The 25,257-nt window shown below is 57.4% G+C and carries 25 protein-coding genes; 8 read left to right on the top strand and 17 right to left on the bottom strand.

Going from position 1 to position 25,257, the window contains the following annotated elements; all coding sequences use genetic code 11:
* Nucleotides 1-10: 10 nt before the first annotated feature.
* The 11 genes from rpiA to alr form a co-directional block, all read right to left on the bottom strand.
* Nucleotides 11-694: a ribose-5-phosphate isomerase RpiA gene (gene rpiA / locus ACU6HM_RS11600; RefSeq protein WP_250756916.1), complete on the bottom strand. Its 684-nt coding sequence runs from the start codon at nucleotides 692-694 to the stop codon at nucleotides 11-13.
* Between the two features lie 38 nt (nucleotides 695-732).
* The gene (locus ACU6HM_RS11595; protein WP_009461656.1) at nucleotides 733-1,077 is read right to left on the bottom strand and encodes a Spx/MgsR family RNA polymerase-binding regulatory protein; all 345 of its coding nucleotides are present in this window, start codon (nucleotides 1,075-1,077) and stop codon (nucleotides 733-735) included.
* A gap of 27 nt (nucleotides 1,078-1,104) precedes the next feature.
* Complete coding sequence (locus ACU6HM_RS11590) at nucleotides 1,105-1,911, bottom strand: ABC transporter permease subunit (RefSeq protein ID WP_009461654.1); 807 nt, start codon at nucleotides 1,909-1,911, stop codon at nucleotides 1,105-1,107.
* Complete coding sequence (locus ACU6HM_RS11585; RefSeq protein WP_254499573.1) at nucleotides 1,908-2,828, bottom strand: ABC transporter permease subunit; 921 nt, start codon at nucleotides 2,826-2,828, stop codon at nucleotides 1,908-1,910. The genes ACU6HM_RS11590 and ACU6HM_RS11585 overlap by 4 nt, the downstream gene beginning before the upstream one ends.
* Entirely contained in the window at nucleotides 2,825-3,955 is a 1,131-nt protein-coding gene (locus ACU6HM_RS11580; protein WP_009461650.1) for an ABC transporter ATP-binding protein, read from the bottom strand. The genes ACU6HM_RS11585 and ACU6HM_RS11580 overlap by 4 nt, the downstream gene beginning before the upstream one ends.
* A 6-nt stretch (nucleotides 3,956-3,961) precedes the next feature.
* Nucleotides 3,962-5,068, bottom strand: a complete 1,107-nt coding sequence (locus tag ACU6HM_RS11575; protein ID WP_446763839.1) for a polyamine ABC transporter substrate-binding protein — start codon at nucleotides 5,066-5,068, stop codon at nucleotides 3,962-3,964.
* A gap of 77 nt (nucleotides 5,069-5,145) precedes the next feature.
* The gene (locus ACU6HM_RS11570) at nucleotides 5,146-5,865 is read right to left on the bottom strand and encodes a 3-deoxy-D-manno-octulosonic acid kinase (RefSeq protein ID WP_088450761.1); all 720 of its coding nucleotides are present in this window, start codon (nucleotides 5,863-5,865) and stop codon (nucleotides 5,146-5,148) included.
* Between the two features lie 9 nt (nucleotides 5,866-5,874).
* Nucleotides 5,875-6,654 (bottom strand): sulfite exporter TauE/SafE family protein, encoded by a 780-nt coding sequence (locus tag ACU6HM_RS11565; protein WP_250756914.1) that lies wholly within the window; start codon nucleotides 6,652-6,654, stop codon nucleotides 5,875-5,877.
* A 5-nt stretch (nucleotides 6,655-6,659) separates the two neighbouring features.
* On the bottom strand, nucleotides 6,660-8,045 hold the full coding sequence (gene radA, locus ACU6HM_RS11560; protein WP_009461642.1) for a DNA repair protein RadA: 1,386 nt from the start codon (nucleotides 8,043-8,045) through the stop codon (nucleotides 6,660-6,662).
* Between the two features lie 9 nt (nucleotides 8,046-8,054).
* Nucleotides 8,055-8,771 carry an SDR family oxidoreductase gene (locus tag ACU6HM_RS11555; RefSeq protein ID WP_009461640.1) on the bottom strand — a complete coding sequence of 239 codons (717 nt, stop codon included), beginning with the start codon at nucleotides 8,769-8,771 and terminating at the stop codon, nucleotides 8,055-8,057.
* An 18-nt stretch (nucleotides 8,772-8,789) separates the two neighbouring features.
* Nucleotides 8,790-9,920, bottom strand: a complete 1,131-nt coding sequence (gene alr, locus ACU6HM_RS11550) for an alanine racemase (protein WP_446763828.1) — start codon at nucleotides 9,918-9,920, stop codon at nucleotides 8,790-8,792.
* 70 nt (nucleotides 9,921-9,990) lie between these two features.
* Between alr and hpnC the strand changes: the two genes are divergently transcribed.
* From hpnC to hpnE, 3 genes are read left to right on the top strand one after another with little or no spacing between them, the layout of a single operon-like run.
* On the top strand, nucleotides 9,991-10,851 hold the full coding sequence (gene hpnC, locus ACU6HM_RS11545; RefSeq protein ID WP_251196127.1) for a squalene synthase HpnC: 861 nt from the start codon (nucleotides 9,991-9,993) through the stop codon (nucleotides 10,849-10,851).
* A gap of 6 nt (nucleotides 10,852-10,857) precedes the next feature.
* Nucleotides 10,858-11,721 carry a presqualene diphosphate synthase HpnD gene (gene hpnD / locus ACU6HM_RS11540; protein WP_009461634.1) on the top strand — a complete coding sequence of 288 codons (864 nt, stop codon included), beginning with the start codon at nucleotides 10,858-10,860 and terminating at the stop codon, nucleotides 11,719-11,721.
* Entirely contained in the window at nucleotides 11,718-13,004 is a 1,287-nt protein-coding gene (hpnE, locus tag ACU6HM_RS11535) for a hydroxysqualene dehydroxylase HpnE (RefSeq protein ID WP_446763827.1), read from the top strand. Before hpnD ends, hpnE begins: the two co-directional genes overlap by 4 nt.
* Before the next feature lie 310 nt (nucleotides 13,005-13,314).
* Here the strand turns inward: hpnE and speG are convergent, their stop codons facing one another.
* The 4 genes from speG to alaC form a co-directional block, all read right to left on the bottom strand.
* Nucleotides 13,315-13,872, bottom strand: coding sequence for a spermidine N1-acetyltransferase (gene speG / locus ACU6HM_RS11530; RefSeq protein ID WP_009461630.1), 558 nt, complete (start codon nucleotides 13,870-13,872; stop codon nucleotides 13,315-13,317).
* A 311-nt stretch (nucleotides 13,873-14,183) separates the two neighbouring features.
* Nucleotides 14,184-15,593: a threonine synthase gene (thrC, locus tag ACU6HM_RS11525; protein WP_009461628.1), complete on the bottom strand. Its 1,410-nt coding sequence runs from the start codon at nucleotides 15,591-15,593 to the stop codon at nucleotides 14,184-14,186.
* The gene (locus ACU6HM_RS11520) at nucleotides 15,593-16,891 is read right to left on the bottom strand and encodes a homoserine dehydrogenase (RefSeq protein ID WP_022983573.1); all 1,299 of its coding nucleotides are present in this window, start codon (nucleotides 16,889-16,891) and stop codon (nucleotides 15,593-15,595) included. The genes thrC and ACU6HM_RS11520 overlap by 1 nt, the downstream gene beginning before the upstream one ends.
* Nucleotides 16,888-18,075 carry an alanine transaminase gene (gene alaC / locus ACU6HM_RS11515; protein ID WP_026484343.1) on the bottom strand — a complete coding sequence of 396 codons (1,188 nt, stop codon included), beginning with the start codon at nucleotides 18,073-18,075 and terminating at the stop codon, nucleotides 16,888-16,890. The genes ACU6HM_RS11520 and alaC overlap by 4 nt, the downstream gene beginning before the upstream one ends.
* A 167-nt stretch (nucleotides 18,076-18,242) precedes the next feature.
* On the opposite strand from alaC, the gene ACU6HM_RS11510 reads away from it, so the two are divergent.
* The 5 genes from ACU6HM_RS11510 (at nucleotide 18,243) to ACU6HM_RS11490 (ending at nucleotide 23,004) form a co-directional block, all read left to right on the top strand.
* Entirely contained in the window at nucleotides 18,243-18,686 is a 444-nt protein-coding gene (locus tag ACU6HM_RS11510; RefSeq protein WP_009457563.1) for an Mth938-like domain-containing protein, read from the top strand.
* Complete coding sequence (locus ACU6HM_RS11505) at nucleotides 18,683-19,150, top strand: peroxiredoxin (protein WP_009457565.1); 468 nt, start codon at nucleotides 18,683-18,685, stop codon at nucleotides 19,148-19,150. The genes ACU6HM_RS11510 and ACU6HM_RS11505 overlap by 4 nt, the downstream gene beginning before the upstream one ends.
* Nucleotides 19,151-19,202: 52 nt before the next feature.
* Nucleotides 19,203-20,927, top strand: a complete 1,725-nt coding sequence (locus ACU6HM_RS11500) for a PhoH family protein (protein WP_022983572.1) — start codon at nucleotides 19,203-19,205, stop codon at nucleotides 20,925-20,927.
* 116 nt (nucleotides 20,928-21,043) lie between these two features.
* Nucleotides 21,044-22,036 carry a 4-hydroxythreonine-4-phosphate dehydrogenase PdxA gene (gene pdxA / locus ACU6HM_RS11495; RefSeq protein ID WP_009457568.1) on the top strand — a complete coding sequence of 331 codons (993 nt, stop codon included), beginning with the start codon at nucleotides 21,044-21,046 and terminating at the stop codon, nucleotides 22,034-22,036.
* The gene (locus ACU6HM_RS11490; RefSeq protein ID WP_022983571.1) at nucleotides 22,033-23,004 is read left to right on the top strand and encodes a bile acid:sodium symporter family protein; all 972 of its coding nucleotides are present in this window, start codon (nucleotides 22,033-22,035) and stop codon (nucleotides 23,002-23,004) included. The genes pdxA and ACU6HM_RS11490 overlap by 4 nt, the downstream gene beginning before the upstream one ends.
* Nucleotides 23,005-23,148: 144 nt before the next feature.
* Here the strand turns inward: ACU6HM_RS11490 and ACU6HM_RS11485 are convergent, their stop codons facing one another.
* Nucleotides 23,149-24,519 carry a replicative DNA helicase gene (locus ACU6HM_RS11485; protein WP_009457570.1) on the bottom strand — a complete coding sequence of 457 codons (1,371 nt, stop codon included), beginning with the start codon at nucleotides 24,517-24,519 and terminating at the stop codon, nucleotides 23,149-23,151.
* 274 nt (nucleotides 24,520-24,793) lie between these two features.
* Nucleotides 24,794-25,249, bottom strand: coding sequence for a 50S ribosomal protein L9 (gene rplI / locus ACU6HM_RS11480; RefSeq protein ID WP_009457571.1), 456 nt, complete (start codon nucleotides 25,247-25,249; stop codon nucleotides 24,794-24,796).
* Nucleotides 25,250-25,257 lie beyond the last annotated feature (8 nt).

Here is a 25,257-nt window from a genome sequence, read left to right as displayed (position 1 = left end):
ACATTAAAATTCAGAAACCGTCGCCAGGCAGGGTACGCACACCCTGTTGACCGGCAATCAAGGCCACGCTGGCTGGGGTAATCGCGAACAGGCCACAGCACACCACACCGGGCATATTGTTGATCTGGGCTTCCAGAGCAGCCGGGTCTGCAATCGACAAACCGGACACGTCCAGAATCAGGCCACCGTTATCGGTGACAAAGCCCGTACGCTCGACGGGATTACCGCCCAAGGCGCGCAATTGGCGAGCCACGGCATTCTTGGCCATGGGGATGACTTCCACCGGCAAGGGGAACGCACCCAGGCGATCCACCAGTTTGGAATCGTCCACAATGCACAGGAACTTGTCCGAGACCGAAGCCACGATTTTCTCGCGGGTCAAAGCGCCACCACCGCCCTTGGTCATGTTCAACGCCGCATCGATTTCGTCGGCACCATCCACATACCAGTCCATGCGTTCGATGGTGTTCAAGTCTTGCACTGCAATACCCATACTTTGCAGGCGAGCGGTCGAGCGCTCCGAGCTGGAAGCAGCAGCCTTGAAGGCATGTTTGTGCGCCGCCAGAGCATCAATAAACAAATCAACCGTGGAACCCGTACCCACACCCAGAATGGAATCCGGGGTCAGGAAAGGAAGGACGTAATCAACCGCGGCCTGAGCCACCTGTTGTTTGAGTTCGGTCTGTGTGTACATGGCAGATATAAAAATGGGGGGGCTTGGCCCCCCTTGGTTTATTTAAGAAAACGTGCGGCAAATTTGCCTTCGTTGAAACCCACGCTGACCTCGCCCTCGGGCGTAATCAGCAAGGGGCGGCGCACCAGCGCCGGAAATTCAGCAATCAAGGCCAGCCATTGGGCATCGTCCTGCGGCTCTTTACGTTCCGCAGGCAAATTACGCCAGGTCATGGAGGCGCGGTTAACCAGCTTGGGCCAGCCACCCAGCTCCTGCGCCCATTGTTGCAAGCGGGCCGCTTCCAAGGGATGTTCGCGGTAATCCACAAAGTTCAATGGCAGACCGTTTTGCTCAAACCAGGCAATCGCCTTTTGGCAGGTGCTGCAATTTTTCAAACCATACATCGTGAACACGGCAATACTCCTTATCAATCAGGCGCGACGCTCGCGGCGTACCTGCAAGCGGCTGGCGACTACAACAAAAATACCAATCACCAAAATCAGCAGGGTTGCCAACGCATTGATCTCGGGCTTGAGACCCAAGCGTACGCGCGAAAACACTTCCACCGGCAAGGTGGTAAAGCCCGGACCGGACAGGAAGGAGGCGATCACCACATCGTCCAGCGACAAGGTAAAGGCCAGCAACCAGGCCGCCATCAAGGCAGGCACGATCGAAGGCAGGACCACCTGGAAAAACGCCCTCAAGGGGGTGGCACCCAAATCAAGCGCCGCTTCTTCCTGAGAGCGATCCAGCTCACGCATACGCGATTGCAGAATCACGGTCGCGTACGCGGTGCACAGCACCACGTGACCAATCCAGATAGTGAAGATACCGTTCTGTTCCGGCCAGCCAAACAGGGAGTTCAGCTCCACAAACATCAGCAGCAGGGAAATACCCAGCACCACTTCCGGGATGACCAGCGGTGCACTGACCAGACCGATATACAGAGCAAAGCCCTTGAAGCGTCCCATACGGGCCAGCACATAGGCGGCCCAGGTGCCCAGAATGGTGGCCATGGTCGCGGTCAGCACGGCTATCAGGAAAGACAGCTTGGCAGCACTGAGCAGCGCTTTATCCTGAAACAGGGATTCGTACCAGCGGAAGGAAAAACCCGACCAGGACGTCATGATGGCCGATTCATTAAATGAAAAGACGATCAGGAACAGGATAGGAATGTACAGAAAACCAAAGCCCAGCGTCAGGACGATGGCACGCAGCCAGGGATTAGGCTTGGTCATGAGCGGCCTCCCCGTTGCGCTTCTATCTGTCGCATCTGGCTGTACTGGAAGAAAATCAAGGGAATGATCAAGAGCAGGACCATCACGCAAGTGACGGCAGCAGCCATCGGCCAGTCCGCATTATTGAAGAACTCGGTCCACATGACACGGCCCATCATCAAGGTGTCAGCCCCACCCAGCATTTCCGGAATCACGTACTCGCCTACGGCCGGAATAAACACCAGCATGGCACCGGCAATCACGCCGGACATGGACATGGGCAAGGTGATATTCCAGAACGCCGACCAGGGACGTGCGCCCAGATCGTAAGCCGCTTCCAGCAAGCGCATATCCAGCTTTACCAGATTCGCATACAAAGGGAGGATGAAAAATGGCAGATAGGCATAGATCAAACCGATATAGACGGCCAGATCGGTGCGGTAGATTTCCAGCGGCGCATCAATAATGCCTATCCACAGCAAGACCTGATTGAGCAGGCCATCGCCACGCAAGATGCCTACCCAGGCGTAGACACGCAGCAGCATGGAGGTCCAGAAAGGCAGAATCACCGCCAGCAACAACAGACTACGCACGGCGGGTGAAGAGCGCGCAATGTAGTAAGCCACCGGGTAGCCGATCAGGATACAAAAGATCGTGGTGACGGCAGCCATCTTCAAGGAGCTGACGTAGGTGGCCAAATACAGATTGTCGCTGAACAGCAGGATATAGCCGCGCAGGTTCAGTACAAAGGAAATGCTTTCCTCGGCAAACTGGGCCAAGGGCGTATACGGCGGCACCCCGAAATCAAGATCGGCAAAACTGATCTTGAGCACGAGCAAAAATGGCACCAGCAGAAACAGGATCATCCACAGGAATGTGGGTGCGACCACCAGCGTGCGACTGGTGGGCAGCAGTTTGCGCCAGGACAGGTTCTTCATGTGCTCAGTACCGTTGCGCTGTCGTCGGACCAGGACACGTAGACCTCTTCGTCCACGCCGGGAGCATCTGGCTGGGCCAAGGTGCCGCTAGGCATTTGCGCCTCGATCAACATGCCGGCGTCCAGACGAATCTGGTAGCGGGTGTAGCTACCCATCCAGGACACATGAGTCACGATGCCGTGGCCCCAGTTGGTGTCCTCGGAAGGCAACTCACGACTCACCTTGATCTGCTCGGGACGAATGGACACATACACGTCCATGCCCAGCGGTTCGCTGATCCCGTGGCTGACATACAAGGGGCGGTTTAACTCCTCGCACTCGATATGAACGTGGTCCGGTTCGTCCACCGTCACTACGCCGGTGAACAAATTGGTGGAACCGATAAAGCCCGCCACAAAGCGCGAGTTCGGGAAGGAGTACACATCGTAAGGCGTACCGGACTGGATGATCTGCCCATCGGACATTACCGCCAGTCGGCTGGCCATGGTCATGGCCTCTTCCTGGTCGTGAGTCACCATAATGCAGGTCACTCCCACACGCTCCAGAATCTTGACCAGTTCAATCTGGGTTTTCTGACGAATCTGCTTGTCCAATGCGGACATGGGTTCATCCAGCAAGAGCAGCTTGGGACGCTTGACCAGGCTACGCGCCAAAGCGACACGCTGTTGCTGGCCGCCTGACAACTGATTGGGTTTGCGGCGTGAAAAACCCGCCATCTGCACCAGATCCAGGGCTTCAAATACGCGTTCGTGGATTTCGTTGCGGGGCACGCCTTCCTGCTTCAAGCCAAAAGCCACATTGGCCTCAACCGACATGTGCGGAAACAGCGCGTAGGACTGGAACATCATATTGACCGGCCGCCGGTAAGGCGGCAGGTCGGTAATATCCTCGTTGTCCAGATAAATCCGACCGGAAGTCGGCTCCTCGAAACCTGCCAGCATACGCAGCAGGGTGGATTTGCCACTGCCTGAACTACCCAGCAGCGCAAAAATTTCGTGACGGGCGACGTCCAGACTTACAGACTGTACGGCCACCGTATCGCCAAAAATCTTGACGACTTCGTCCACACGCACGAAAGCATCCTCGCCATCCATCCAGGGCGAGGTTCCGGTACGGATATCTTGCATGATGCCTTAACGTCCAGACTTGAGTTCAGCCCACAGGCGCGTTTGCAGACGCTGCACCTTCAGTGGCTGTGGTTTGATGACGAACAAAGTCTTGGAGACTTCGGGCGAAGGGTAAATCATGGGGTTGTCAGCTACTTCCTTGACCACGAACTCGCGCGCATCTTTATTGGCGTTCGGGTAGAACATGGTGTTGGTAATGGCAGCATGGACTTCCGGCGTTTCAATGTAGTTGATGAAGACGTGGGCCTCTTTCACATTGCTCGCGCTCTTGGGGATGGCCATGGTGTCAAACCAGACCGGCGCCCCGCCTTGCGGAATGTAGTAGTCGATGGCGTACGGCTTTTTAGCCTGGCGCGCACGATCAGCGGAGATCATCACGTCGCCGGAGAAACCGTAGACCATGCACAGATCGCCCGCAGCCAGCTCGTCGATATAGCCCGAGGAGCTGAACTGACGTACGTAAGGACGGATTTGCTTGAGCAAGTCCAGGGCTTCGCGGTAATCGGCTTCATTGCTGCTGTTGGGGTCTTTGCCAATGTAGTGCAGCACGGCCGGGAACACCTGGGCGGCTTCGTCCAGAATGGAAATGCCACAGCCTTTCAGCTTCTCGGCATTTTCAGGCTTGAACAGCATGTCCCAGTTGCCCAGGTCCACCTGCTCGCCCATGATCTCTTTGACTTTAGTGACGTTGTAGCCCAGGCCATTGGTGCCGTAGCCCCAGGGAATCAGGTATTCATTGCCGGGGTCCACATCGGAGAGCAGCGCCATGATGTCCGGGTCCAGATGGGACCAGTTGGGAATCTGACTTTTATCCAGCTTCTGGAACAAACCGCCTTCGATCTGACGCGCTGCGTAATGCGTGGAGGGAACCACCACGTCGTACCCCGACTTGCCCGTCAACAACTTGGCTTGCAAAGTGTCGTTATTGTCGTAAACGTCATAACGCACGGTAATGCCCGTGGCTTTCTGAAAGCCGGACAAGGTGTCGGGGGCCGTATATTCAGCCCAGTTATAGACGTTAACAACCTGATTTTGTGCCTGTGCAACAGGCATGATGGCAGCAGCGGCCAGCAGGCCTGCGAGTACCTGTGGTGTGTTCATCCCAAAAGACATCACGAGTCCCCTTCCTATCGAAAGCGAAAAACCCAAAAGGCGAGATGATAAAGCTTTTTTAAAGCCCGTAGTCGTAATTAACGCTGCGTTTGGTGACGGTAAGCAGAAAACATCTGCTGCCACCACTGATCGCCACGCGGCCCACACACTTTGAGCAAAGATCGTCTCAGGCGTTGCACATTACCCAGCGCCTGGGCGGGGCTGACGGGCCCCTGTCGTGCACGGTCAAAATCGATCAGCCAGACTTTGTCATTCGCATCCAGCAAAATATTGTAGGCGTTAAGGTCAGCGTGCCAAACCTCGAATTGGTGCATGCGGACAATCTCGTGTGCCACCGCTTCGGGGGAGGCACGGTCCAGGCACAGAGTCAAAGGCTGCACATCGGGCACACGCTGGCTTATCAAGGCCGCATGGTACCAAAAACCTTGCTGCCACCATGCGCCCGCCAGCACTTTGGGGACGGCCAAGCCCTTGTTGTGCAAATAAGACATCACCTGAAATTCTCGCCAGCTGCGAGTCCGCGATGCCCCTTGCCACAAGTAGGAAGACTCATTGAAGCGAGCCACCAGGCCACCACGGCGGTAGTGACGCAGCACCGCCTGACCAAAGGGCCCGTTCACAAACCAGGCGGCCTGACGCCCCCCCTGCCCCACCTTGCTGGCCTGGTCGCCATACGAGGTGGCCTCGAACCAGCGCTGCAAGGCCTCGGGTTCCAGATCCAGCTGATTGGCCAGCTCCGGAGCCAACAAGGCACCGCCACCGGGCAAAGAATAGACAGTTTCGGATTGGGTGCTCACAGCAGCTCCTCAGGCACGAACCAGCAACAGGGCCATGATCAATACCAGCATGCAGGCAAAAATAAACTTCAGACGATTCTCGGGCAAACGATAGGCCAAGCGCACGCCAAACGGCACCAGCAGCAGGCTGCCCATCGCCATCGGTATGCCGACCTGCCAGGTAGCCTGACCATGAAACGCGTACGTCGCCAAGGCGACCAACGTGCCGGGAATAATCATGGACAGTGCCAAGCCTTGCGCACCGGTCTGGCTATAACCCATACGGCTGGTCAGGAACGGCACCACCAGCACCGCACCGCCCACACCAAACACGCCTCCGGCCAAGCCCGCCATCATGCCTACCGCGATATACCACAGCTGGCCAAACGACTCCGGGTCCGGACGCGGCTTGTCACTGCGACGACGCCGCCGGGAAAAACCCAAACTCTGGTCGAAATAATACAGGGCAATGGCCATCACAAATACAGAGTAAATGCGACGCAGCAAGATCGCATCCATGCCCAGAGCCAGACGTGCGCCCAGCCAGGTAAAGATGATGGAGGAGATCGCCCCCAGTGCTGCCCGACGAAAATCAATGTGGTTGCGACGATGGTACTGACGCACGGTCAGCAGCACCGCAGGCACCACCATGATCAGAGCCGTACCTTGAGCGGTTTGCTGGTCCATACCCAGAATCAGGCCCAGCAATGGAATAGCCAGCAAGCCGCCACCTATCCCCAGGACCCCGCCGGTATAGCCAATAAGCGCGCCTCCCAGCAAGCAGGCCAGGATCAACTCAATACTTATCATGACGGTTACAGATTACGCAGACGGTCGACAGCGTCTTCCACCCGGTCTACCGCCCAGATTTCCAGGCCTTCGATCGCCTGACGCGGGGCGTTGCTCTTGGGAATCAAGGCAATGCTGAAGCCCAATTTAGCCGCTTCGCGCAAACGCTCCTGTCCACGCGGGGCCGGACGAATTTCACCGGCCAGGCCGATTTCCCCAAACACGACCAGGCCCCGTGGCAAGGGGCGGTTATTCAGGGAAGACAAAATAGCCAGCAACACAGCCAAGTCAGCGGCTGGCTCGGTAATCTTGACGCCCCCTACAGCGTTCACGAACACGTCCTGATCGTAAGTGACCACGCCTGCATGTCGGTGCATCACCGCCAGCAGCATGGCCAGACGGGAGCTTTCCAGCCCCACAGACAGGCGACGCGGATTGGGTACATGGGCCGAGTCCACCAAAGCCTGAATTTCCACCAGCAAAGGCCGTGTGCCTTCCTGGGTGGCCATGACGCAGGAACCGGCTACTGACTGGGAATGCTGGGACAAGAACAGGGCCGAAGGATTGCTGACTCCTTTCAAGCCTTTTTCCGTCATGGCAAACACGCCCAATTCATTTACCGCGCCAAAGCGGTTCTTGAATGCGCGCACCATGCGGAAAGAGGAATGGGTATCCCCCTCGAAATACAGCACTGTATCCACAATGTGCTCCAGCACACGCGGACCGGCCAAGGTCCCGTCTTTGGTGACGTGACCGATAAAAATCATGGAAGTACCGCTTTGCTTGGCCAGACGGGTGAGCTGCGCCGCACATTCACGCACCTGCGATACCGAGCCTGGGGCCGCACTGAGCTGATCGGAATACAGGGTTTGAATCGAATCGATTACCACTACGCTAGGCTGGTGCGACTGCAAGGCCTGGCTGATGGATTCCAGTCGAATTTCAGCCAGCAGATCCACACCTTCGGTAGGCACGCCCAAACGGCGAGCACGCAAGGCGACCTGCTCGGCGGATTCCTCGCCCGTCACATACAGAACTTTGGTTTGCTGGGCCAAGGCTGCCATGGCTTGCAGCAGCAGCGTGGATTTACCGACACCGGGATCGCCCCCGATCAGGATCACGCCGCCTTCCACCAGGCCACCGCCCAGGACACGATCGAACTCGCCTATGCCTGTGGGCACACGCGGCAGTTCCCGTGCCTGCACATCTGAAAGACTTTGGACCGGGCTGGAGCCAGCCAGGGAAGCAAAACGATGCGCACTGGCCGCAGCCGGTGTCTCTACCGTTTCCTGCAAGCTGTTCCAAGCCCCGCAGGCAGGGCATTTGCCCGCCCACTTGGGTGTATCTGCCCCGCACTCCGTGCAAACAAATACAACTTTGGCCTTGCGGGCCGCACGAGTACTGGTGGCCATAGAAATTCCTTAACGTCCGGCCAAGCTGCCACCGCCATCCACGCCCAGGTTCTGGCCGGTGATATAAGCAGCTTCATCGCTTAGCAAGAAGGTAACCGCAGCAGCCACTTCGGCCGCCTGCCCAAAACGTCCCAAAGGAATGGAGGACAGACTGCGCTGTTCGGCTTCGCTGCCGACGGGATGATTGGCACGGAACAATTCGGTTTCGATCGGACCAGGAGAGACCGCATTGACGGTAATGCCGTAAGGAGCCAATTCCAAGGCCCAGGTGCGGGTACAACCCAGCAAGGCACTTTTGGCCGCGGCATAGCTGGTGCGATCGGAACCGCCGTGCACAACACGACTGCAAATATTGACGATGCGGCCTTCCTTGCGCGCTTTCATCGAAGGGATGAAAGCCTGGGCCACTTGCACCGCCACACGTACATTCAGGTCAAACACCTGATAAAGATTGCCCAGGTCCACCTGACCAATCGGTTCGGGCGCGACCATACCTACGTTGTTCACAACCGCATCAACGGGATATTTTTCGCGGATAACGCGCAGCATTTCCTCGGTTTCGCCTGCATTGCTCAAATCGCAGGAGTACAGATATCCGGGGAAATCAATGCTTTCGGTGTGGCGGGCCAGACCCACAACGTGGGCCCCGGCATCAGCCAGCCTTTGGCTGATTGCCCAGCCGATTCCTTTGGTAGCGCCGGTAACGAGTACACATTTATTTTTCATGGCTATGCCTTGTTGGTGTTAATCCTGGATGACGCGCGGCACGCGTGGGGCGACCGCGCAAATCAATTCGTAGCCCAGGGTTCCGGCTGCCGCAGCAACCTCATCCACACTGGGCCCGCCTTGACCGAACAACACCGCCTGACTGCCTACACCGGCGGCGGGCACCGGGGTCAGGTCGACTGCCAGCATGTCCATGGACACACGACCGAGCAAACGAGTGCGCACACCGTTCACGGTAATCGGGGTGCCGGTTCCCGCGTGACGCGGGTAACCATCGGCATAGCCACAAGCCACCACGCCAATACGCATGGCCTGCTCGGCAATGTACGTATGGCCGTAGCCAATGCCCTCGCCCTGCTTGACGCCGCGCACGCTGATCAGCTCTGCCGCCAAAGTCATACCAGGCTGCAGGCCGAAGTCCTCGGCGCTGATGTCCGCAAAAGGAGAGCTGCCGTACAGACAAATACCGGGGCGTACCCAGTGATCCGGACCGGAGGGCATGTATGCACCCAGGTCAGGGCTTAGTGTTGCCGCTGAATTGCACACACTGACCGGGCCCGGCAAGCCGTCGGTGATCCGGTTAAAGCAGCGAATCTGCTCCAGCGTGGCGTCGATATTGTCGTCAGCGCGCGCAAAGTGCGTCATGCGCCCCACGATTCCCAGCTTGCCCGCTTTTTGCAGACGCTGAGCGCGCTCGAAGGCGGCGGGGTAATCGTCCACGCTGAAACCCAGACGGTTCATGCCGCTATTGAGCTTGACCATGGCATTCAAGGCCACCCCGCCCTTCCACTGCTCCAGCATCTTGAGCTGCTCGTGGCAATGAATGACAGTGGTCAGGCCAAACTCGGCCAGCACATCCAGATCTTCAGGCTGGAAAAAACCTTCCAGCAACATGATGGGGCCGGTCCAACCGGCAGCCCGACAACGTATGGCTTCTTTCAGGTCCAGCATCGCCATGCCTTCGGCGGCACTGAATGCCCGCACCGCATTTTCGATGTCATGACCGTAAGCATTGGCCTTCATGACGGCCCAGATATGGGGCCGTTTTACGCCGGATGGAGCCGTGGCGTTATTCAGGCTCTGAATAACCATATCGAGATTGTGACGCAGTGACGCAATATGAATGGTGGCCGAGATAGGACGTGGCATGGTTCTCCCCGAAGCAATACGAAAGTCTAAACCAGCCCTAGTGGAAACGAAAGCCGTATACTGGCGGACTATGTCTATCGAGCACTATGAAAACTTCCCTGTCGCCTCTGTGCTGCTACCTCGTCGGCTACGCCGACCGGTCACCGATATTTATCGTTTTGCCCGCAGCGCCGACGACATTGCTGATGAAGGCGATTTAAGCGCTGCCGAGCGCCTGGAACTGCTGGCGCAGTTCGAAGCCGGAATAGAACAACTGCAATATCACCAGCCCGTCCTGGCCGATACCCCGCACAGTGAAATTTTTGTCCCTCTGGCCAGCAGCATCAGCAACTTCCAGTTGCCGCTCAAGCCTTTTCTGGACCTGCTGTCTGCGTTTCGCCAGGATGTCACCACTCATCGCTATAGCGATATGGCCCAGGTGCTGGATTACTGTACCCGCTCGGCCAACCCGGTCGGCCGTTTGATGCTGCATCTATATCAAGCCCACAGCCCGGAGCTGGTCGAGATGGCCGACTCCACCTGTACCGGACTGCAACTGGTTAATTTCTGGCAGGACGTGGCACTGGACTGGCACAAGAACCGTGTCTATATCCCGCAAGACCTGCTGGCCCAATATGATCTGGATGATGATTACATCCAGGCCCGTACCCAGCTGCTGCGTCAGCCCGAGGCCGATGCCCGCTGGCAGGAAATGATGCAGTTGCTGGTTACCGATGCCCGTCAACGCCTGCAAGCCGGGCTGCTGCTGTCCAGCTATCTGTCCGGGCGCATCAGCCTGGAACTGAAAATGATGGTATTGGGCGGCCTGCGTATTCTGGAACGCCTGGAAGCGGTAAAGTTTGATGTCTTCAGCCATCGTCCCACCCTGTCCCGCCTGGACTGGCTACGCCTGATTACCCGCGGCTTGAGCCGTACCCCTTACCGACCCTGAACGTCCATGAGCCCAGACGAGTATTGTCAGAACAAGGCAGCCCAGAGCGGCTCCAGTTTTTACTACGCCTTTTTGTTTCTGCCGCCTGAACGCCGCCGTGCCATCACGGCGCTGTACGCGTTTTGCCGCGAGGTGGACGACGTGGTGGACGAGGTTCACGAGGAATCGGTTGCCCGCATGAAGCTGGTCTGGTGGCGCACGCAAGTGGCCGATCTGTACGAAGGCCGTGCCCATCACCCGGTCATGCAGGCTCTGGCGCCCCATATCAAAGCGTTCGACCTGCCTCAGGACGAACTGCTGGCCGTGATTGACGGCATGGAAATGGATCTGGACCAGGTGCGCTACCAAAGCTGGAGCGAGCTGGAACGCTACTGTTGGCACGCCGCCAGCGTGGTGGGACTGCTATCGGCGCGTATTTTTGGCCAAACCCAGGAACAGACCAGCGATTATGCCCAAAAACTGGGCCTGGCTTTTCAGTTGACCAATATCATCCGTGATGTGGGCGATGACGCTCGTCGTGGCCGCATCTACCTTCCCCAGGAAGATCTGGACAAGTTCGGTGTGTCACCTCACGAGATCCTGGATCAACAGCATTCGGAGCGCTTCGAGGCCCTGATGGCCTTTCAAACCGAACGCGCCCAGGACTTGTACCGCCAGGCCATGCGTGCCCTGCCCGCTGTGGATCGCCGGGCACAACGCCCAGGCCTGTTGATGGCCGCCATCTACCATGCCCTGCTGGTGGAAATTGCCAATGATCGTTGGCATGTACTGGAACAGCGCATTTCGCTGACACCCATTCGCAAATTCTGGTTGGCCTGGAAAACCTGGGTATCGGGCGGCCGCAGCTTGCAACGCAAACTGGGCCGATGAAAGTCGCGGTTATCGGGGCGGGCTGGGCGGGCTGTGCTGCCGCCTGGCGGCTGAAGACGCAAGGCCATCAGGTCAGTGTCTTTGAAGCCTCGCGCCATATAGGCGGGCGTGCCCGCCGCATCCACAGCCCCAATCTGGGGCGTGATACTGATAATGGCCAGCACATCATGCTGGGCGCCTACTCCGTCATTCTGGGGTTAATGGGGGAAATCGGACTGGACGAAGCATCCCGCCTGGAACGCAAGGATCTGGACGTGATCTCGGCCGATGGGCGCTTTCGCCTGCGCAATCGCCCCTTGCCTGCCCCCTTCCATTTATTGACTGGCCTGCTGGGCGCCCAGGGCCTGAGCTGGTCGCAGAAAATCAAGCTGGCACGTTTTTGCCGCTGGCTGATGAAACAGCAATGGCGCACCCCGGATGGTCTGACGGTTTTGCAGCTCCTGGAGCAGCATCAGCAAGACAGCCAGGTCATCCGTTTGTTCTGGCAGCCGCTCTGCGTGGCGGCCATGAACACGCCCATTGAGCAAGCCTGCGCCCAACTATTTACCCATGTCTTGCGCGACAGCCTGGGCGGTCCCCGGCAAGCCAGCCAAACCTTGATTCCCTTGATGGATTTAAGCCAGCTCTGGTGCGAGCCCGCCCTGCGTGACATTCAGCTACAGCTGGGCCACAGAGTACAAAGACTGGAACTGACAGAGTCAGGTGTACAAATTGACGGCCTGCAGTTTGATGCAGCCATTGTGGCCTGCCCTCCCGTCCAGGCTGCGCGCCTGCTGCATAGCCTACCCAGCAGCCCGGCCAGCGAACAACTGCTGGCCGATCTGGAAGCCTTCAGCTACATCCCTATTGCCACCCTGTATCTGGAATTGGAACAGGCCTGGAATCTGCCCCATTCCATGTTGATGCTGGACGATAAAAGCGGCAGTGGTGGCCAATGGCTATTTGATCACAGCGCCCTGAAACCGGGCAGCGGTGAAACGCTGGTGGGGATCGTCATCAGCGATGCTGTGCGCCTGCAAGCGCTGGACCGCGAGCAAGCCATTGCCGCGATCATCGAGCAGGTACGCTGCCAGACCCGGCACCTGAAAGCCATGCCTGCCATACGGGCCAGCGAGCTGATTATCGAAAAACGGGCCACGTTTGCGGCTGTGCCCGGTCTGCGTCGCCCTTCGGTAGCGACACCTTGGCCAGCTATTCGCCTGGCAGGCGACTGGACCGATACCGGCTACCCCGGTGTGCTGGAAGGCGCTGTGCGCAGCGGTCTGAAAGCGGCACATCTATAAGCACCAGCTCTGAGCGCATCACAGCTGGAAAGAATCTGCCGAGTAACCGTCTTCCCTGCCACCCGTTTATCCAGCTCTTGCTCTACCGCCGACTTAGCTCTGCTTGGCGTAGCCTGGCTTGAACCGTAGGCTCGGCTTTGGCAGCTATTCTGACTAGTACGGCATCCGCCCTTTGCAAAGCGGTCCTGCACAAACCAGCAAACGCTCACTACGCATCAAGGCAATCAAACAGAGTCATGCCCAGAAACCCGGCCATCAGCGAAGGCCTCGTTTAAGACACTCTAAACACAAGCGCTATTGAGGCAAAACACTATTGTGCCGACGGTGTCAGCAAAGTCTGCGCAGGCTTATGAGCGGCCAGAAACTCCGATTGAAACAGGCACATGCGCACCACATCCCGATATTGGCCGTTAATGAAGAACTCGTGCTTGAGCTCGCCTTCCACCTGAAAACCAAACTTCTGATAAATGTGAATGGCCTTGTGGTTTTCCTTGTCCACAATCAGCACGATCTTGTACAGGTTCAGCACTCCAAAGCCGTACTCGATAGCCAGCTTGGTCGCCCGCGAGGCAATGCCCTTGCCCTGGAACTCCGGCGCAATAATGATCTGGAACTCTGCCCGGCGGTGTACATAATCAATTTCCACCAGTTCCACCACGCCGGACGGCTGCCCTTCCCACTCCACAACGAAACGACGTTCACGCTGATCGTGAATATGCTCATCGTACAGAGCCGCCAGCTCGCCATAGGTTTCGTAAGGTTCCTCGAACCAGTAGCGCATCACGCTGGCGTTATTGTCCAGCAAATGCACAAAGCGCAAGTCTTCGCGCTCCAGCGGGCGTAATTTAACGTGAGTCGTTTTACTCATGATTTTTCTATCCTTTCTCTATGTTCGATAGACGAGCCGCCTATCTGCCTATACCAAAGGCCATAGACATCATGCCCGCATATCGTGTGTTTTTGATGAAGGCCTGATAGAAAAAGTTCAGTTGGCTGCAAAACCGCAGCCCGACCAGTCTTGCGGCAAAACCGGCCAAAAACGCAAAAACCCCGATTTCTGCTTTCCTGCATAGCAAACTGAACATCAGTCAGGCCAGCAGGAATATCAAAATCGGGGTTTGAAACTACTACCTAGCCGCTATGGCTGCGCCAGCCCGGAGCTAGCGCAGGTAGCGGGCATCAGGTTGGGGCGTGTTCCTCGATGTAGCGACGTACTTGAGCTACATCCGAATCCATCACCACCACCTTCTGTGGCAAGTCTGCCAGACCGGTCAGGTGCGCAGGCACCGGAGCGGGCTGACCAATCGCTTCTTCGATTGTCTCGGAGAACTTGGCAGGCAGCGCGGTTTCCAGCACCAGCATGGGGATGCCTTCTTCGCGGAAGTTCTGAGCCACCTTGACGGCGTCTGCCGTGTGCGGGTCGATCAGAGTCTGGTACTGCTTGTTCACCTGAGCAATGGTGTTCAGACGATCCTGGTGCGAGCTGGCACCAGCCACAAAGCCGAACTCTTCCTGGAAGCGTGGCAGATGCTCGCTCAGGTCGAATTGGCCTTCTTTGGCCAGCTGCTCCCACAATGCCTTGACCTTGCTACCATCACGGCCCAGCAGATCAAACACAAAGCGCTCGAAGTTGGAGGCGCGGGAAATGTCCATGGATGGGCTGGACGTGGCGTAAGTTTGCTCGGAACCACGGGGACGATAAATACCGGTGCGGAAGAATTCTTCCAGCACGTTGTTTTCGTTGGTGGCCAGAACCAGCTTGGCGATAGGCAGCCCCATCTGACGAGCAATGTGGCCCGACAGAATATTGCCGAAGTTACCCGAAGGAACGGCAAAAGAGACTTTCTGACCCGCCTGGTTCGTGCTGCGCAGCCAGCCCCAGAAGTAGTACACCACCTGAGCGGAAATACGTGCCCAGTTAATGGAGTTCACGGCGCCCAAATGCCATTTGGACTTGAACTCCAGATCACCCGCCAAGGCCTTGACGATGTCCTGGCAATCATCGAACACACCTTTCACCGACAGGTTATGGATGTTTTCGTCTTGCAAGGAGTACATCTGAGCGCGTTGGAAAGCACTCATGCGACCGTAAGGCGAGAGCATGAACACGCTGACGCCACGCTTGCCGCGCAAGGCGTATTCAGCCGCCGAACCCGTGTCGCCGGACGTGGCACCCACAATGTTCAAGGTGCTGTTGCGCTGTGTCAGCACGTATTCGAAAACCTGGCCCAGGAACTGCATGGCCATGTCTTTAAAAGCCAGAGTTGGGCCTTGGGACAAGCCCAGCAAGGAGAAACCGGGTTCCAGTTCCTTGACCGGTACCACCTGCTCGCTGTCGAACACGCCGGGGGCATAAGCACGTGCCGTCAAGGCGGACAGTTCATCAGCCGGAATATCGGTGACGAACAGGCCCAGCACTTTGGCGGCCAGTTCGGGGTAGCTCAGGGCGCGCCAGGACTCCAGCGTTTCTGCACTGACTTGAGGGTAGCTCTCTGGCATGGCCAAACCGCCATCCGGAGCCAGGCCTTCCAGCAAGATGTCCGAAAATGGCTGGGCCTTCATGCCGCCACGAGTAGAGATGTAATTCATTACAGGTTCTCCACGCGCAGACGGGTCACGGCAGACTGAACAAAAGGCAGATTCTGAATCTGGCTGATCGCACCATTGATGGCACCTTCACGCGCTTCATGCGTCAGGAAGATGATGTCAGCCTGTTCACCGGCTGGCTCCTGGAACATGGAACCGATCGAGATCGAGGCTTGCGCCAGAATGCGAGCCACATCAGCCAGAACACCAGGACGGTCATCCACACGCAAACGCAGGTAGTACGAGGACACCACTTCATCCATAGGCAGGATGGGCGTATCGGACATGGCGTTGTGCTGGAAGGCCAGGTAAGGCACGCGATGTTCCGGTTCTGCCGTTTGCAGACGGGTCACATCCACAAGGTCGGCCACCACCGCCGAGGCGGTGGGCAAGGCGCCGGCACCGGCACCGTAGTACACGGTCTGGCCCACGGCATCGCCATGCACCAGCACCGCGTTCATGGCACCTTGGACATTGGCCAGCATGCTTTGCAGTGGAACCAGTGTGGGGTGTACGCGCAGTTCGATACCTTCTTCACGGGCGCGGGTAATACCCAGCAGCTTGATGTTGTAGCCCAGGCGTTGTGCGTGTTGCAGGTCTTCCAGTGCCAGGCTGGTAATGCCTTCCACGTGAGCCTTGCTAAATTGCACGGGGATACCAAAGGCCAGGGAGGCCAGCAGGCTCAGCTTGTGCGCAGCATCCACACCTTCAATGTCGAAAGTAGGATCGGCTTCGGCGTAACCCAGACGCTGGGCATCGGCCAGGGCTTCAGCAAAGCTGACACCACGGTTGCGCATTTCGGACAGGATGTAGTTGGTGGTGCCGTTGATAATGCCGGCCAGCCACTGAATACGGTTGGCCGTCAGGCCTTCGCGAATTGCCTTGATGATAGGAATACCACCGGCCACAGCGGCTTCGAAGGCCACCATGACGCTACGCTCGTGAGCAGCGGCAAAAATCTTGTTGCCATGCTTGGCCAGCAGCGCCTTGTTGGCGGTGACCACGTGCTTGCCCTGGGCAATGGCTTCCATGACCCACTCGCGTGCCAGGGTGTCGCCACCCACCAGCTCGACCACAATATCGATCTCGGGGTTGCGCACCACATCCATGCCGTCTGTGGTCAGGGTCACCTCGTCCCCCACCAGCGCGCGTGCCTTTTCCAGGTCACGCACAGCAATAGCGACCACCTCAATACGGCGACCGGCGCGGCGAGCGATTTCATCTGCATTGCGTTTCAATACGTTCCAGGTGCCGCTGCCAACCACACCCAAACCCAGCAAACCTACTTTGATAGGACTCATTGAACAAATCCGTCCTTACGGAACATTTCTTTGATGCCGCGTACCGCCTGACGGGTACGTTGCTCGTTTTCGATCAGCGCAAAGCGCACATAGTTGTCGCCATACTCACCAAAGCCGATGCCGGGGGATACGGCTACTTTGGCATCGCTCAGTAAGCGCTTGGCAAACTCCAGCGAACCGATGTCCTTGTAGAACTCGGGAATCTTGGCCCAGATATACATTGATGCCTTGGGGACATCGACCATCCAGCCTGCTTCATGCAGGCCCTTGGCCAATACGTCGCGACGGCGGCGGTACTGCTCCACCACCTCGCTGACACAATCTTGTGGTCCTTCCAGCGCCGCAATGGCGGCCACCTGAATCGGTGTGAAGGTACCGTAGTCGTGATAGCTCTTGATACGTGCCAGGGCATTGACCAAGGACTCGTTCCCCACCATGAAGCCAATACGCCAGCCGGCCATATTGTAGCTTTTGCTCATGGTAAAAAACTCGACTGCGACATCGCGCGCACCTTCCACCTGCATGATGGAGGGGGCCACGTAGCCGTCAAAGGTAATGTCGGCATAGGCCAGATCGTGTACCACCAGAATATTGTGCTCGCGTGCCAGCGCCACAATACGCTCAAAAAAGGACAGTTCCACACACTGGGCCGTCGGATTGCTGGGAAAACCCAGAATCATCATTTTGGGCTTGGGAATGGACTCCCGCACGGCTTTTTCGATTTCCTCGAAAAAGTCCACGCCGGGGACCATGGGCACCGAACGGATATTCGCGCCGGCAATGACGGCACCATATATATGAATCGGGTAGCTGGGGTTGGGCACCAGAACGGTGTCGCCCTTGTCCAGGGTTGCCAGCATCAAGTGGGCCAGACCTTCTTTGGAACCGATGGTAACGATCGCTTCACTATCAGGATCCAAGTGCACATTGTAGCGGCGCTCGTACCAATTGGTCACGGCTCGGCGCAGACGCGGAATGCCTTTGGAGACAGAATAACCATGAGTGTCCGGGCGGGTGGCCGCCTCGACCAGCTTTTCCACGATGTGCGCCGGTGTCGCGCCGTCCGGGTTCCCCATGGACATGTCGATAATGTCCTCGCCACGACGGCGGGCGGCCATTTTCAGCTCGCCTGTAATGTTGAACACGTAAGGCGGCAAACGCTCGATGCGCGGAAAGCGAATCATGACATTCCTTGAGAAGAAAACAGCGAAGACCCAAACCAAAAGGTGCGAAGTAAATCAAAGAGTTTAATCCATGATTGACTTACTGAGAATCACTGCAAACAGATCAGGTGCCGCATCGTCCCTGACTCTTTGCGCTATCATCGACCCTGTAACGGGAGAGACTCATCGTGCAACTGCAACGCGAACACAATCCAGCCATGAATGCCATCACCGCTTACGGTGAGGACTATGTGGCAATCAACTTTCAAAACCACGATCATTCCATCTTCTTTAGCCCTGAAGGTCCTGTGCAGGACCTGGCCATTCAAAGCGCAACCGAGCTGACAGCCCCGTTGCTGCGCCGGATTGCCGGACTGGAATCGGTCAAGCAAGACCCCATGGCCTTTCTGGACGACGCCCCACCGGCGCGCCCTGACAACGCCCCCGAATTGATCTTGATTGGGACTGGCCAGCGCCAACACTTTCTGCACCCGGCTGTCACGCAGGAAATGCTGCAGTGGGGCATAGGTGTGGAAATCATGGATACCCAGGCCGCCGCCAGAACTTACAATATCCTCATGTCCGAAGGCCGCAAAGTTGTCGCCGCCTTACTCATACAGGAAAAAGCATGACAGCCCTACAAATTGGTGCCCCCATCCCCGACTTTTCCGTGCCCTCCACCCAGGGCGAGTTCAGCGCCGCTGACCTGAAAGGAAAAATGACAGTGTTGTACTTTTACCCCAAAGACAACACGCCAGGCTGCACCACCGAGTCCCAGAATTTCCGCGATGCCCTGCCCGAATTTCAGGCTGCAGGCGCACAAATCATTGGCGTTTCGCGCGACTCGCTCAGTTCGCACGAACGTTTTATCGACAAGCAAGCCCTGACTTTCCCTTTGCTTGCCGACACCGAAGAGCGCTTGTGCGAACTGTTTGGGGTCATGAAAATGAAAAACATGTACGGTAAACAGGTACGTGGCATCGAGCGCAGCACCTTTTTGATCGACGCCCAAGGTGTGTTGATTCAAGAATGGCGTGGCATCAAAGTGCCCGGCCACGTCCAAGCTGTATTACAGGCTGTTCAGCAAGCCGCCTGAAACCTTACCGTGCCGACTTGCAGGTCGGCACACAACCAGGAGTACGTGTTATATGCCGCTACCAACGTTGCCCACCAAGCTGGGAACCCTGCTTAGCGAAAAAGATGACAGTGTCATCCTTGCCGATCCACCCGTACCACTAGACGAACCCGACACTCCCCCCGCCAGCCCCAAAGCCGCCACCAGCAAAGCGGCTGCTACGCCACGCTCCAAAAAGCCTGCGCCCGTCAAAACGGCGCCCGCGGCCCCCGCAGCAGCGCCTGCGCCCGCCAGTGTGGCCAAAGCAGCTCCCAGCAAAAGCGCTGCCGCCAGCCCTGCCCAGCCCCCCAAGCCTGTCGCCGGCGCAGCCAGCAAACGCACCCGTCTGGCCCCCACCCAGCGCAAATTGTTTGTGCTGGATACCAACGTCTTGCTGCACGACTCCAATTCGCTGTTCAAGTTTGAAGAGCACGACATCTTCCTGCCCATGATGGTGCTGGAAGAACTGGATCACCAGAAAAAGGGCCTGTCTGAAGTGGCTCGCAATGCGCGTCAGGTCAGCCGCTCCCTGGAAGGTCTGGTGGGCGATCATGGTCTGGACAAGCCCATCAATCTGGATGGCATCGGCAATACCGAAGCGCGTGGCGCCGTCACCTTCCAGACCAGCGCTCTGGATACCACCCTGCCTATCCAGCTGCCGCTGGGCAAGGCGGACAACGCCATTTTGGCCGTGGTCAATGCCCTGACCCAGAGCATGCCCAAACGCGAAGTGGTGCTGGTGTCCAAAGACATCAATATGCGTCTGAAGGCCAAGGCACTGGGCCTGCTGGCCGAAGACTACCGCCACGATCACGTTCTGGATGACTCCGACCTGCTGTATGACGGTGTCATGCCCTTGCCGGACAATTTCTGGACCAAGCACGGCAAGAACATGGAGTCCTGGCAACAGGGTGGCACCACCTTCTACCGCATCAGCGGGCCGCTGTGCAGCCAGTTCATGGTCAACCAGTTCGTATTTACCGAAGGCGACGATCCCTTGTACGCCCAGGTACGCGAAACCGCTGGCAATACCGCCGTACTGGCCACCTTGCGCGACTACAGTCACGGCAAGAACAACGTCTGGGGCATTACGGCTCGCAACCGCGAACAGAACTTTGCCCTGAATCTGTTGATGAACCCGGATTTTGATTTCGTCTCCCTGCTGGGCCATGCCGGTACGGGTAAAACGCTGCTGGCCCTGGCCAGTGCGTTGACCCAAACCCTGGAGACCAAGCGCTACAACGAGATCATCATCACCCGTGCCACCGTGCCTGTCGGAGATGACATTGGCTTCCTGCCCGGTACCGAGGAAGAAAAAATGCAGCCCTGGATGGGTGCGCTGGAAGACAACCTGGAAGTCCTGCACCTGGGCACCGGCAAGTCCTCCAGCAACCTGAACAACCCACAAGGCACCGAGGCTCCGCGCAACTCCACCATGGAACTGGTGCGCTCCAAGATCAAGGTCAAATCCCTGAGCTTCATGCGCGGTCGTACCTTCATGAACAAGTTCCTGATCATCGACGAGGCGCAGAACCTGACGCCCAAGCAGATGAAAACACTGGTGACGCGCGCCGGTCCAGGAACTAAAATTGTCTGCTTGGGCAATATTGCCCAGATCGACACGCCCTACCTGACCGAGGGCAGTTCGGGGCTGACCTACGTAGTAGACCGATTCAAAGGCTGGCCGCATGCAGGCCACATTACCTTGCAACGTGGTGAGCGCTCCCGTCTGGCCGACTACGCCAGCGACGCACTCTAAACCGAATCGCTACTCACTCAAACCGGGTCCAGGACCCGGTTTTTTTTTACCGCCAGGCTGCATCAAGGCCAACAAGCACAGCAAAGACGCAGCGTGGGGGATTTTTATTGACTGTTATGAAACGTACTGCACAGCCCATCGGGCTTACCATGGGCGATGCCGCTGGCATAGGCCCGGAAATTATTGCCCGCCTGATTGTTGAAGGCCTGCCCCACCCCGCCGTAGTCTATGGCGATGCGGGTGCGCTGCGCCGTGCCCTGACACTGATTGGCGCCGACCAGGACTGGCACGTCGAGGAGGTGGAGCAGCCTGTTTGCACACCCAAGGGGCTCATTGCCGTCCTGAATCGCTGGCAAGCCCTGCCCGACGATCTGCCCTATGGCGAAGTTAACGCTCAGGCCGGACGCGGCGCCTACGAATACCTGTGCCACGCTATTGATGATGCCCAAGCCGGTCTGATCCGTGCCATCGTCACCGCCCCACTGAACAAGCTGGCCATGCAAAAAGGCGGTATCGATGCCCCTGGCCACACCGAGATTCTGGCCGAGCGCAGCCACACCGAGCACTACGCCATGATGCTGGCTAACGAACACTTGCGCTCCATTCTGGTCACCATTCACGAACCGCTGGCCCGTGTCCCCTCCCTGATTACTAAAGAACGCGTCTTGCAAACCATCCGGCTGGCACAGTTGGCCTGCACCCAGGCCGGGATCGCCAAGCCCCGTGTGGCGGTGGCAGGCTTGAACCCCCATGCCGGTGAGAGTGGCAAATTCGGCTCTGAAGATATTGAGCAGATCACACCGGCCATTGAACAAGCCTGCGCCGAAGGCATCCAGGCCAGCGGCCCCTGGCCCGGCGACACGATCTTCATGCGGGCTCGCCAAGGGGAGTTCGATATTGTGGTGGCCCAGTACCATGACCAAGGGCTGATTCCCATCAAGCTGCTGGGTCTGGACGAAGGCGTGAACGTGACAGTGGGCCTGCCCTTTATCCGCACCAGTGTCGACCACGGCACCGCGTACGACATTGCCGGACAGGGCAAGGCTGATGCCTCCTCCCTGGGCTATGCCTACCGTATGGCTCTTTCCATGAGCGCGCATCAAGCATGATCAAGCGCTTACCGATTGACCCGTTTTTGCTGAAGCTGTTTGCCACGGTTGCACTTGCCAGTCTGCTGCCTGCCCAAGGTTGGGGCGTGCCTCTGTTCCAACACATCACGCAGATCGCGATTGCCCTGCTGTTCTTTCTGCATGGTGCCCGCCTGTCTCGTGAGGCTATCTGGGGCGGCCTGTCCCACTGGCGTTTGCACCTGTTGATTCTGTCCGTCACCTTTGTGCTCTTCCCTATTCTGGGCAGCGGCGTGGCGGCTGTGCTGCGTCCCTGGCTAACCGACAATCTGTACCTGGGAATACTGTTTCTGGCTTGCCTGCCCAGCACCGTGCAGTCTGCCGTGGCGCTGACCGCAATGGCCAGAGGGAATGTGCCGGTGTCGATTTGCAGCGCCTCGGCCTCCACCTTGCTGGGCGTGTTCATCACTCCCTTGCTGGTCGGCATCATGCTGGCGGGTGCCACCAGCGCCCAGGCCACCGTGTCGCTGGAGGCGGTGGGCAAGATCATGCTGCAGCTATTTTTCCCCTTTGTCTTCGGGCATATGCTGCGTCCCGTGATCGGGGCCTGGGTCATGAAGCGTCAGCAACTACTGAAAGTCGTGGATCAAGGCTCGATTCTGCTGGTGGTGTATACGGCTTTTTCAGGCGCGGTGGTGGGCGGTCTGTGGTCCTCCACCCCATTGAGTGCCTTGGGACTGATTGTGCTGTCCAACGCCGTTCTGCTGACCTTGGCGCAAGTGCTGGCCTGGAACCTGGGGCGCTGGCTGGGCTTTTCTTTTGAGGACCGTGTCAGCCTGCTGATGTGTGGTTCCAATAAAAGCCTGAGCAGCGGCATCCCGATTGCCAATGTCATTTTCCCCAGTGCCATGGTCGGGCCTATCATCTTGCCGATCATGTTGTTTCACCAGTGGCAGCTACTGGTGTGTGCATGGCTGGCGAAACGGCTGGCGGCCCGGAGTGAAAACTAAGAGAACGACAAACCTCCTCGCCTGACTACCCATACACGCTGAACGATGAATAAAAAAGAGGCATACCAAGGTATGCCTCTTTTTTGTCCTGACATCTGGCAAACGGCCTCACAAGCCCGCGCACTGAAGCAGCCACTGTGCTTTTTAATTGGGCATGTAATCCAGAAAGCGCGTGCTGGCTCCGGCGAAGGTCAAGCGAACCGAACCAATAGGACCGTTACGCTGTTTACCAATAATAATTTCAGCCGTGCCTTTATCGGGCGAGTCCGGGTTGTAGACCTCGTCACGGTAAATAAACAAGATCAAGTCAGCATCCTGCTCAATAGCGCCGGATTCGCGCAAGTCACTCATCACTGGGCGCTTGTTGGGCCGTTGCTCCAGGCTTCGGTTCAACTGCGACAAAGCAATCAAGGGACAATTCAATTCTTTGGCCAGACCTTTCAAGGAACGACTGATTTCAGAAATTTCCGTTGCCCGGTTCTCGCCACCGCTTGAGGACATCAGCTGCAAGTAGTCGATGATGATCAAGCCCAGTTGGCCACACTGTCGTGCCAGACGTCGAGCCCGTGCACGCACTTCCATGGACGACAGGCCGGGCGTTTCATCAATGTAAATCTGGGCCTCCTGCACCTGCTGCACGGCATGTGTCAGACGTGGCCAATCGTCGGCTGTCAGCTTGCCGGTACGCATACGGTGCTGGTCCAGCAAACCGACCGAACCGACCATACGCATGGCCAACTGTACCGCGCCCATTTCCATGGAGAACACGGCAACGGGCAAACCCTGGGCAATCGCAACGTGCTCGCCAATATTCATGGAGAACGAAGTTTTACCCATGGAAGGACGACCCGCCACAATCACCAGGTCGCCTGGCTGCAAGCCTGACGTCATCTTGTCCAGGTCAATAAAGCCAGTTGGCACCCCGGTTACTTCCGAGTCGCCTTCGCGGTGATACAGCTCGTCAATACGTTCCACCACCTGGCTTAGCAGGGGCTGGATTTCCAGAAAGCCTTGCGAGCCACGCGCCCCTTCCTGGGCAATCTGAAACACACGGGTTTCCGCCTCGTCCAGAATCTGCCGGGCCTCCTTGCCCTGCGGATTGAAGGCGGCCGAGGAAATATCATCAGCCACGGTGACCAGCTTGCGCAGAGTGGAACGCTCGCGCACGATTTCGGCGTAGCGACGAATGTTAGCAGCCGATGGCGTGTTGTGAGCCAGCGCATTCAAATAGGCCAGCCCACCCACCTCTTCCTGCTTGCCTGCAACCGACAGGGACTCAAAGACCGTGACGACGTCAGCAGGACGGGCCAGACCAATCAAGCGGGTAATGTGTTGCCAGATCAGCTTGTGATCAAACCGATAAAAATCCTCGTCGGTGACAATATCGGCCACCCGGTCAAACGCGGCATTATCGAGCAACAAGCCACCGAGCACCGACTGCTCCGCCTCAATGGAATGAGGCGGGACCCTGAGGTAATCCAGCGTTGAATCGGATTTGGCTGACTTGCTTTCCATGCATATACCTTCAAATCAAGGAAAAAAATCGACGCCGCAGCCAACAGAATGTGTTGTGCGGGCTTGAACAGTATGTGTATCTGGGGTCAGAACAGTCAGGCTCAACAGCGTGCTGGGCTGACAGGACCGAATGCGGCAATACAGTCACGCCGCAGGCGTGCTGGCTCTCTTCAAACAGAATGAAGAGAAAACAAAAAAGCCGGCTTGCACCGGCTTTTTTGAGCTTGGCAGATACACTCCATGAAAGAATGTACCATGCGTCAACGCGCTAGTCTTAGGCTACGTCGCCTTGAACCACAACGTTGATTTCAGCGATCACGTCAGGGTGCAGAACAACCTGAACGGGGTACTCGCCAATGGCTTTCAGGTGACCGTCTGGCAGACGAACCTGAGTCTTGACCAGGTCGGCAAAGCCGGCATTTTGCAATGCATTGGCGATGTCCATGGTGGTCACGGAACCAAACAAACGACCGTCCACGCCGGCTTTTTGAACCAGGGTGAAAGCTTGGCCGTTCAACTTTTCGTTCTGAGCCTGAGCAGCGGCCAGCTTTTCAGCTTGCAGCTTTTCCAGTTCGGCACGGCGTGCTTCGAACTCTTGCAGAGCGGCAGCCGTAGCACGGCGAGCAACTTTGCGTGGCAGCAGGAAATTACGGGCGTAACCATCACGTACGCGCACAACGTCACCCAGATTACCCAGGTTGGCGACTTTTTCGAGCAAAATAACTTGCATGACTAAGG

It is taken from the genome of Alcaligenes sp. RM2 (assembly GCF_052931795.1).
Note: the sequence above shows the minus strand (reverse complement) of the source record. Positions and strands in the feature narration are given on the sequence as shown.

Excerpts from the sequence above, each read along its gene's own strand:
- rpiA (WP_250756916.1), bottom strand. The coding sequence starts at position 694 with ATGTACACACAGACCGAACTCAAACAACAGGTGGCTCAGGCCGCGGTT.
- ACU6HM_RS11595 (WP_009461656.1), bottom strand. The coding sequence starts at position 1,077 with ATGTATGGTTTGAAAAATTGCAGCACCTGCCAAAAGGCGATTGCCTGG.
- ACU6HM_RS11590 (WP_009461654.1), bottom strand. The coding sequence starts at position 1,911 with ATGACCAAGCCTAATCCCTGGCTGCGTGCCATCGTCCTGACGCTGGGC.
- ACU6HM_RS11585 (WP_254499573.1), bottom strand. The coding sequence starts at position 2,828 with ATGAAGAACCTGTCCTGGCGCAAACTGCTGCCCACCAGTCGCACGCTG.
- ACU6HM_RS11580 (WP_009461650.1), bottom strand. The coding sequence starts at position 3,955 with ATGCAAGATATCCGTACCGGAACCTCGCCCTGGATGGATGGCGAGGAT.
- ACU6HM_RS11575 (WP_446763839.1), bottom strand. The coding sequence starts at position 5,068 with ATGTCTTTTGGGATGAACACACCACAGGTACTCGCAGGCCTGCTGGCC.
- ACU6HM_RS11565 (WP_250756914.1), bottom strand. The coding sequence starts at position 6,654 with ATGATAAGTATTGAGTTGATCCTGGCCTGCTTGCTGGGAGGCGCGCTT.
- radA (WP_009461642.1), bottom strand. The coding sequence starts at position 8,045 with ATGGCCACCAGTACTCGTGCGGCCCGCAAGGCCAAAGTTGTATTTGTT.
- ACU6HM_RS11555 (WP_009461640.1), bottom strand. The coding sequence starts at position 8,771 with ATGAAAAATAAATGTGTACTCGTTACCGGCGCTACCAAAGGAATCGGC.
- alr (WP_446763828.1), bottom strand. The coding sequence starts at position 9,920 with ATGCCACGTCCTATCTCGGCCACCATTCATATTGCGTCACTGCGTCAC.
- hpnC (WP_251196127.1), top strand. The coding sequence starts at position 9,991 with ATGTCTATCGAGCACTATGAAAACTTCCCTGTCGCCTCTGTGCTGCTA.
- hpnD (WP_009461634.1), top strand. The coding sequence starts at position 10,858 with ATGAGCCCAGACGAGTATTGTCAGAACAAGGCAGCCCAGAGCGGCTCC.
- hpnE (WP_446763827.1), top strand. The coding sequence starts at position 11,718 with ATGAAAGTCGCGGTTATCGGGGCGGGCTGGGCGGGCTGTGCTGCCGCC.
- speG (WP_009461630.1), bottom strand. The coding sequence starts at position 13,872 with ATGAGTAAAACGACTCACGTTAAATTACGCCCGCTGGAGCGCGAAGAC.
- thrC (WP_009461628.1), bottom strand. The coding sequence starts at position 15,593 with ATGAATTACATCTCTACTCGTGGCGGCATGAAGGCCCAGCCATTTTCG.
- ACU6HM_RS11520 (WP_022983573.1), bottom strand. The coding sequence starts at position 16,891 with ATGAGTCCTATCAAAGTAGGTTTGCTGGGTTTGGGTGTGGTTGGCAGC.
- alaC (WP_026484343.1), bottom strand. The coding sequence starts at position 18,075 with ATGATTCGCTTTCCGCGCATCGAGCGTTTGCCGCCTTACGTGTTCAAC.
- ACU6HM_RS11505 (WP_009457565.1), top strand. The coding sequence starts at position 18,683 with ATGACAGCCCTACAAATTGGTGCCCCCATCCCCGACTTTTCCGTGCCC.
- ACU6HM_RS11500 (WP_022983572.1), top strand. The coding sequence starts at position 19,203 with ATGCCGCTACCAACGTTGCCCACCAAGCTGGGAACCCTGCTTAGCGAA.
- pdxA (WP_009457568.1), top strand. The coding sequence starts at position 21,044 with ATGAAACGTACTGCACAGCCCATCGGGCTTACCATGGGCGATGCCGCT.
- ACU6HM_RS11490 (WP_022983571.1), top strand. The coding sequence starts at position 22,033 with ATGATCAAGCGCTTACCGATTGACCCGTTTTTGCTGAAGCTGTTTGCC.
- ACU6HM_RS11485 (WP_009457570.1), bottom strand. The coding sequence starts at position 24,519 with ATGGAAAGCAAGTCAGCCAAATCCGATTCAACGCTGGATTACCTCAGG.
- rplI (WP_009457571.1), bottom strand. The coding sequence starts at position 25,249 with ATGCAAGTTATTTTGCTCGAAAAAGTCGCCAACCTGGGTAATCTGGGT.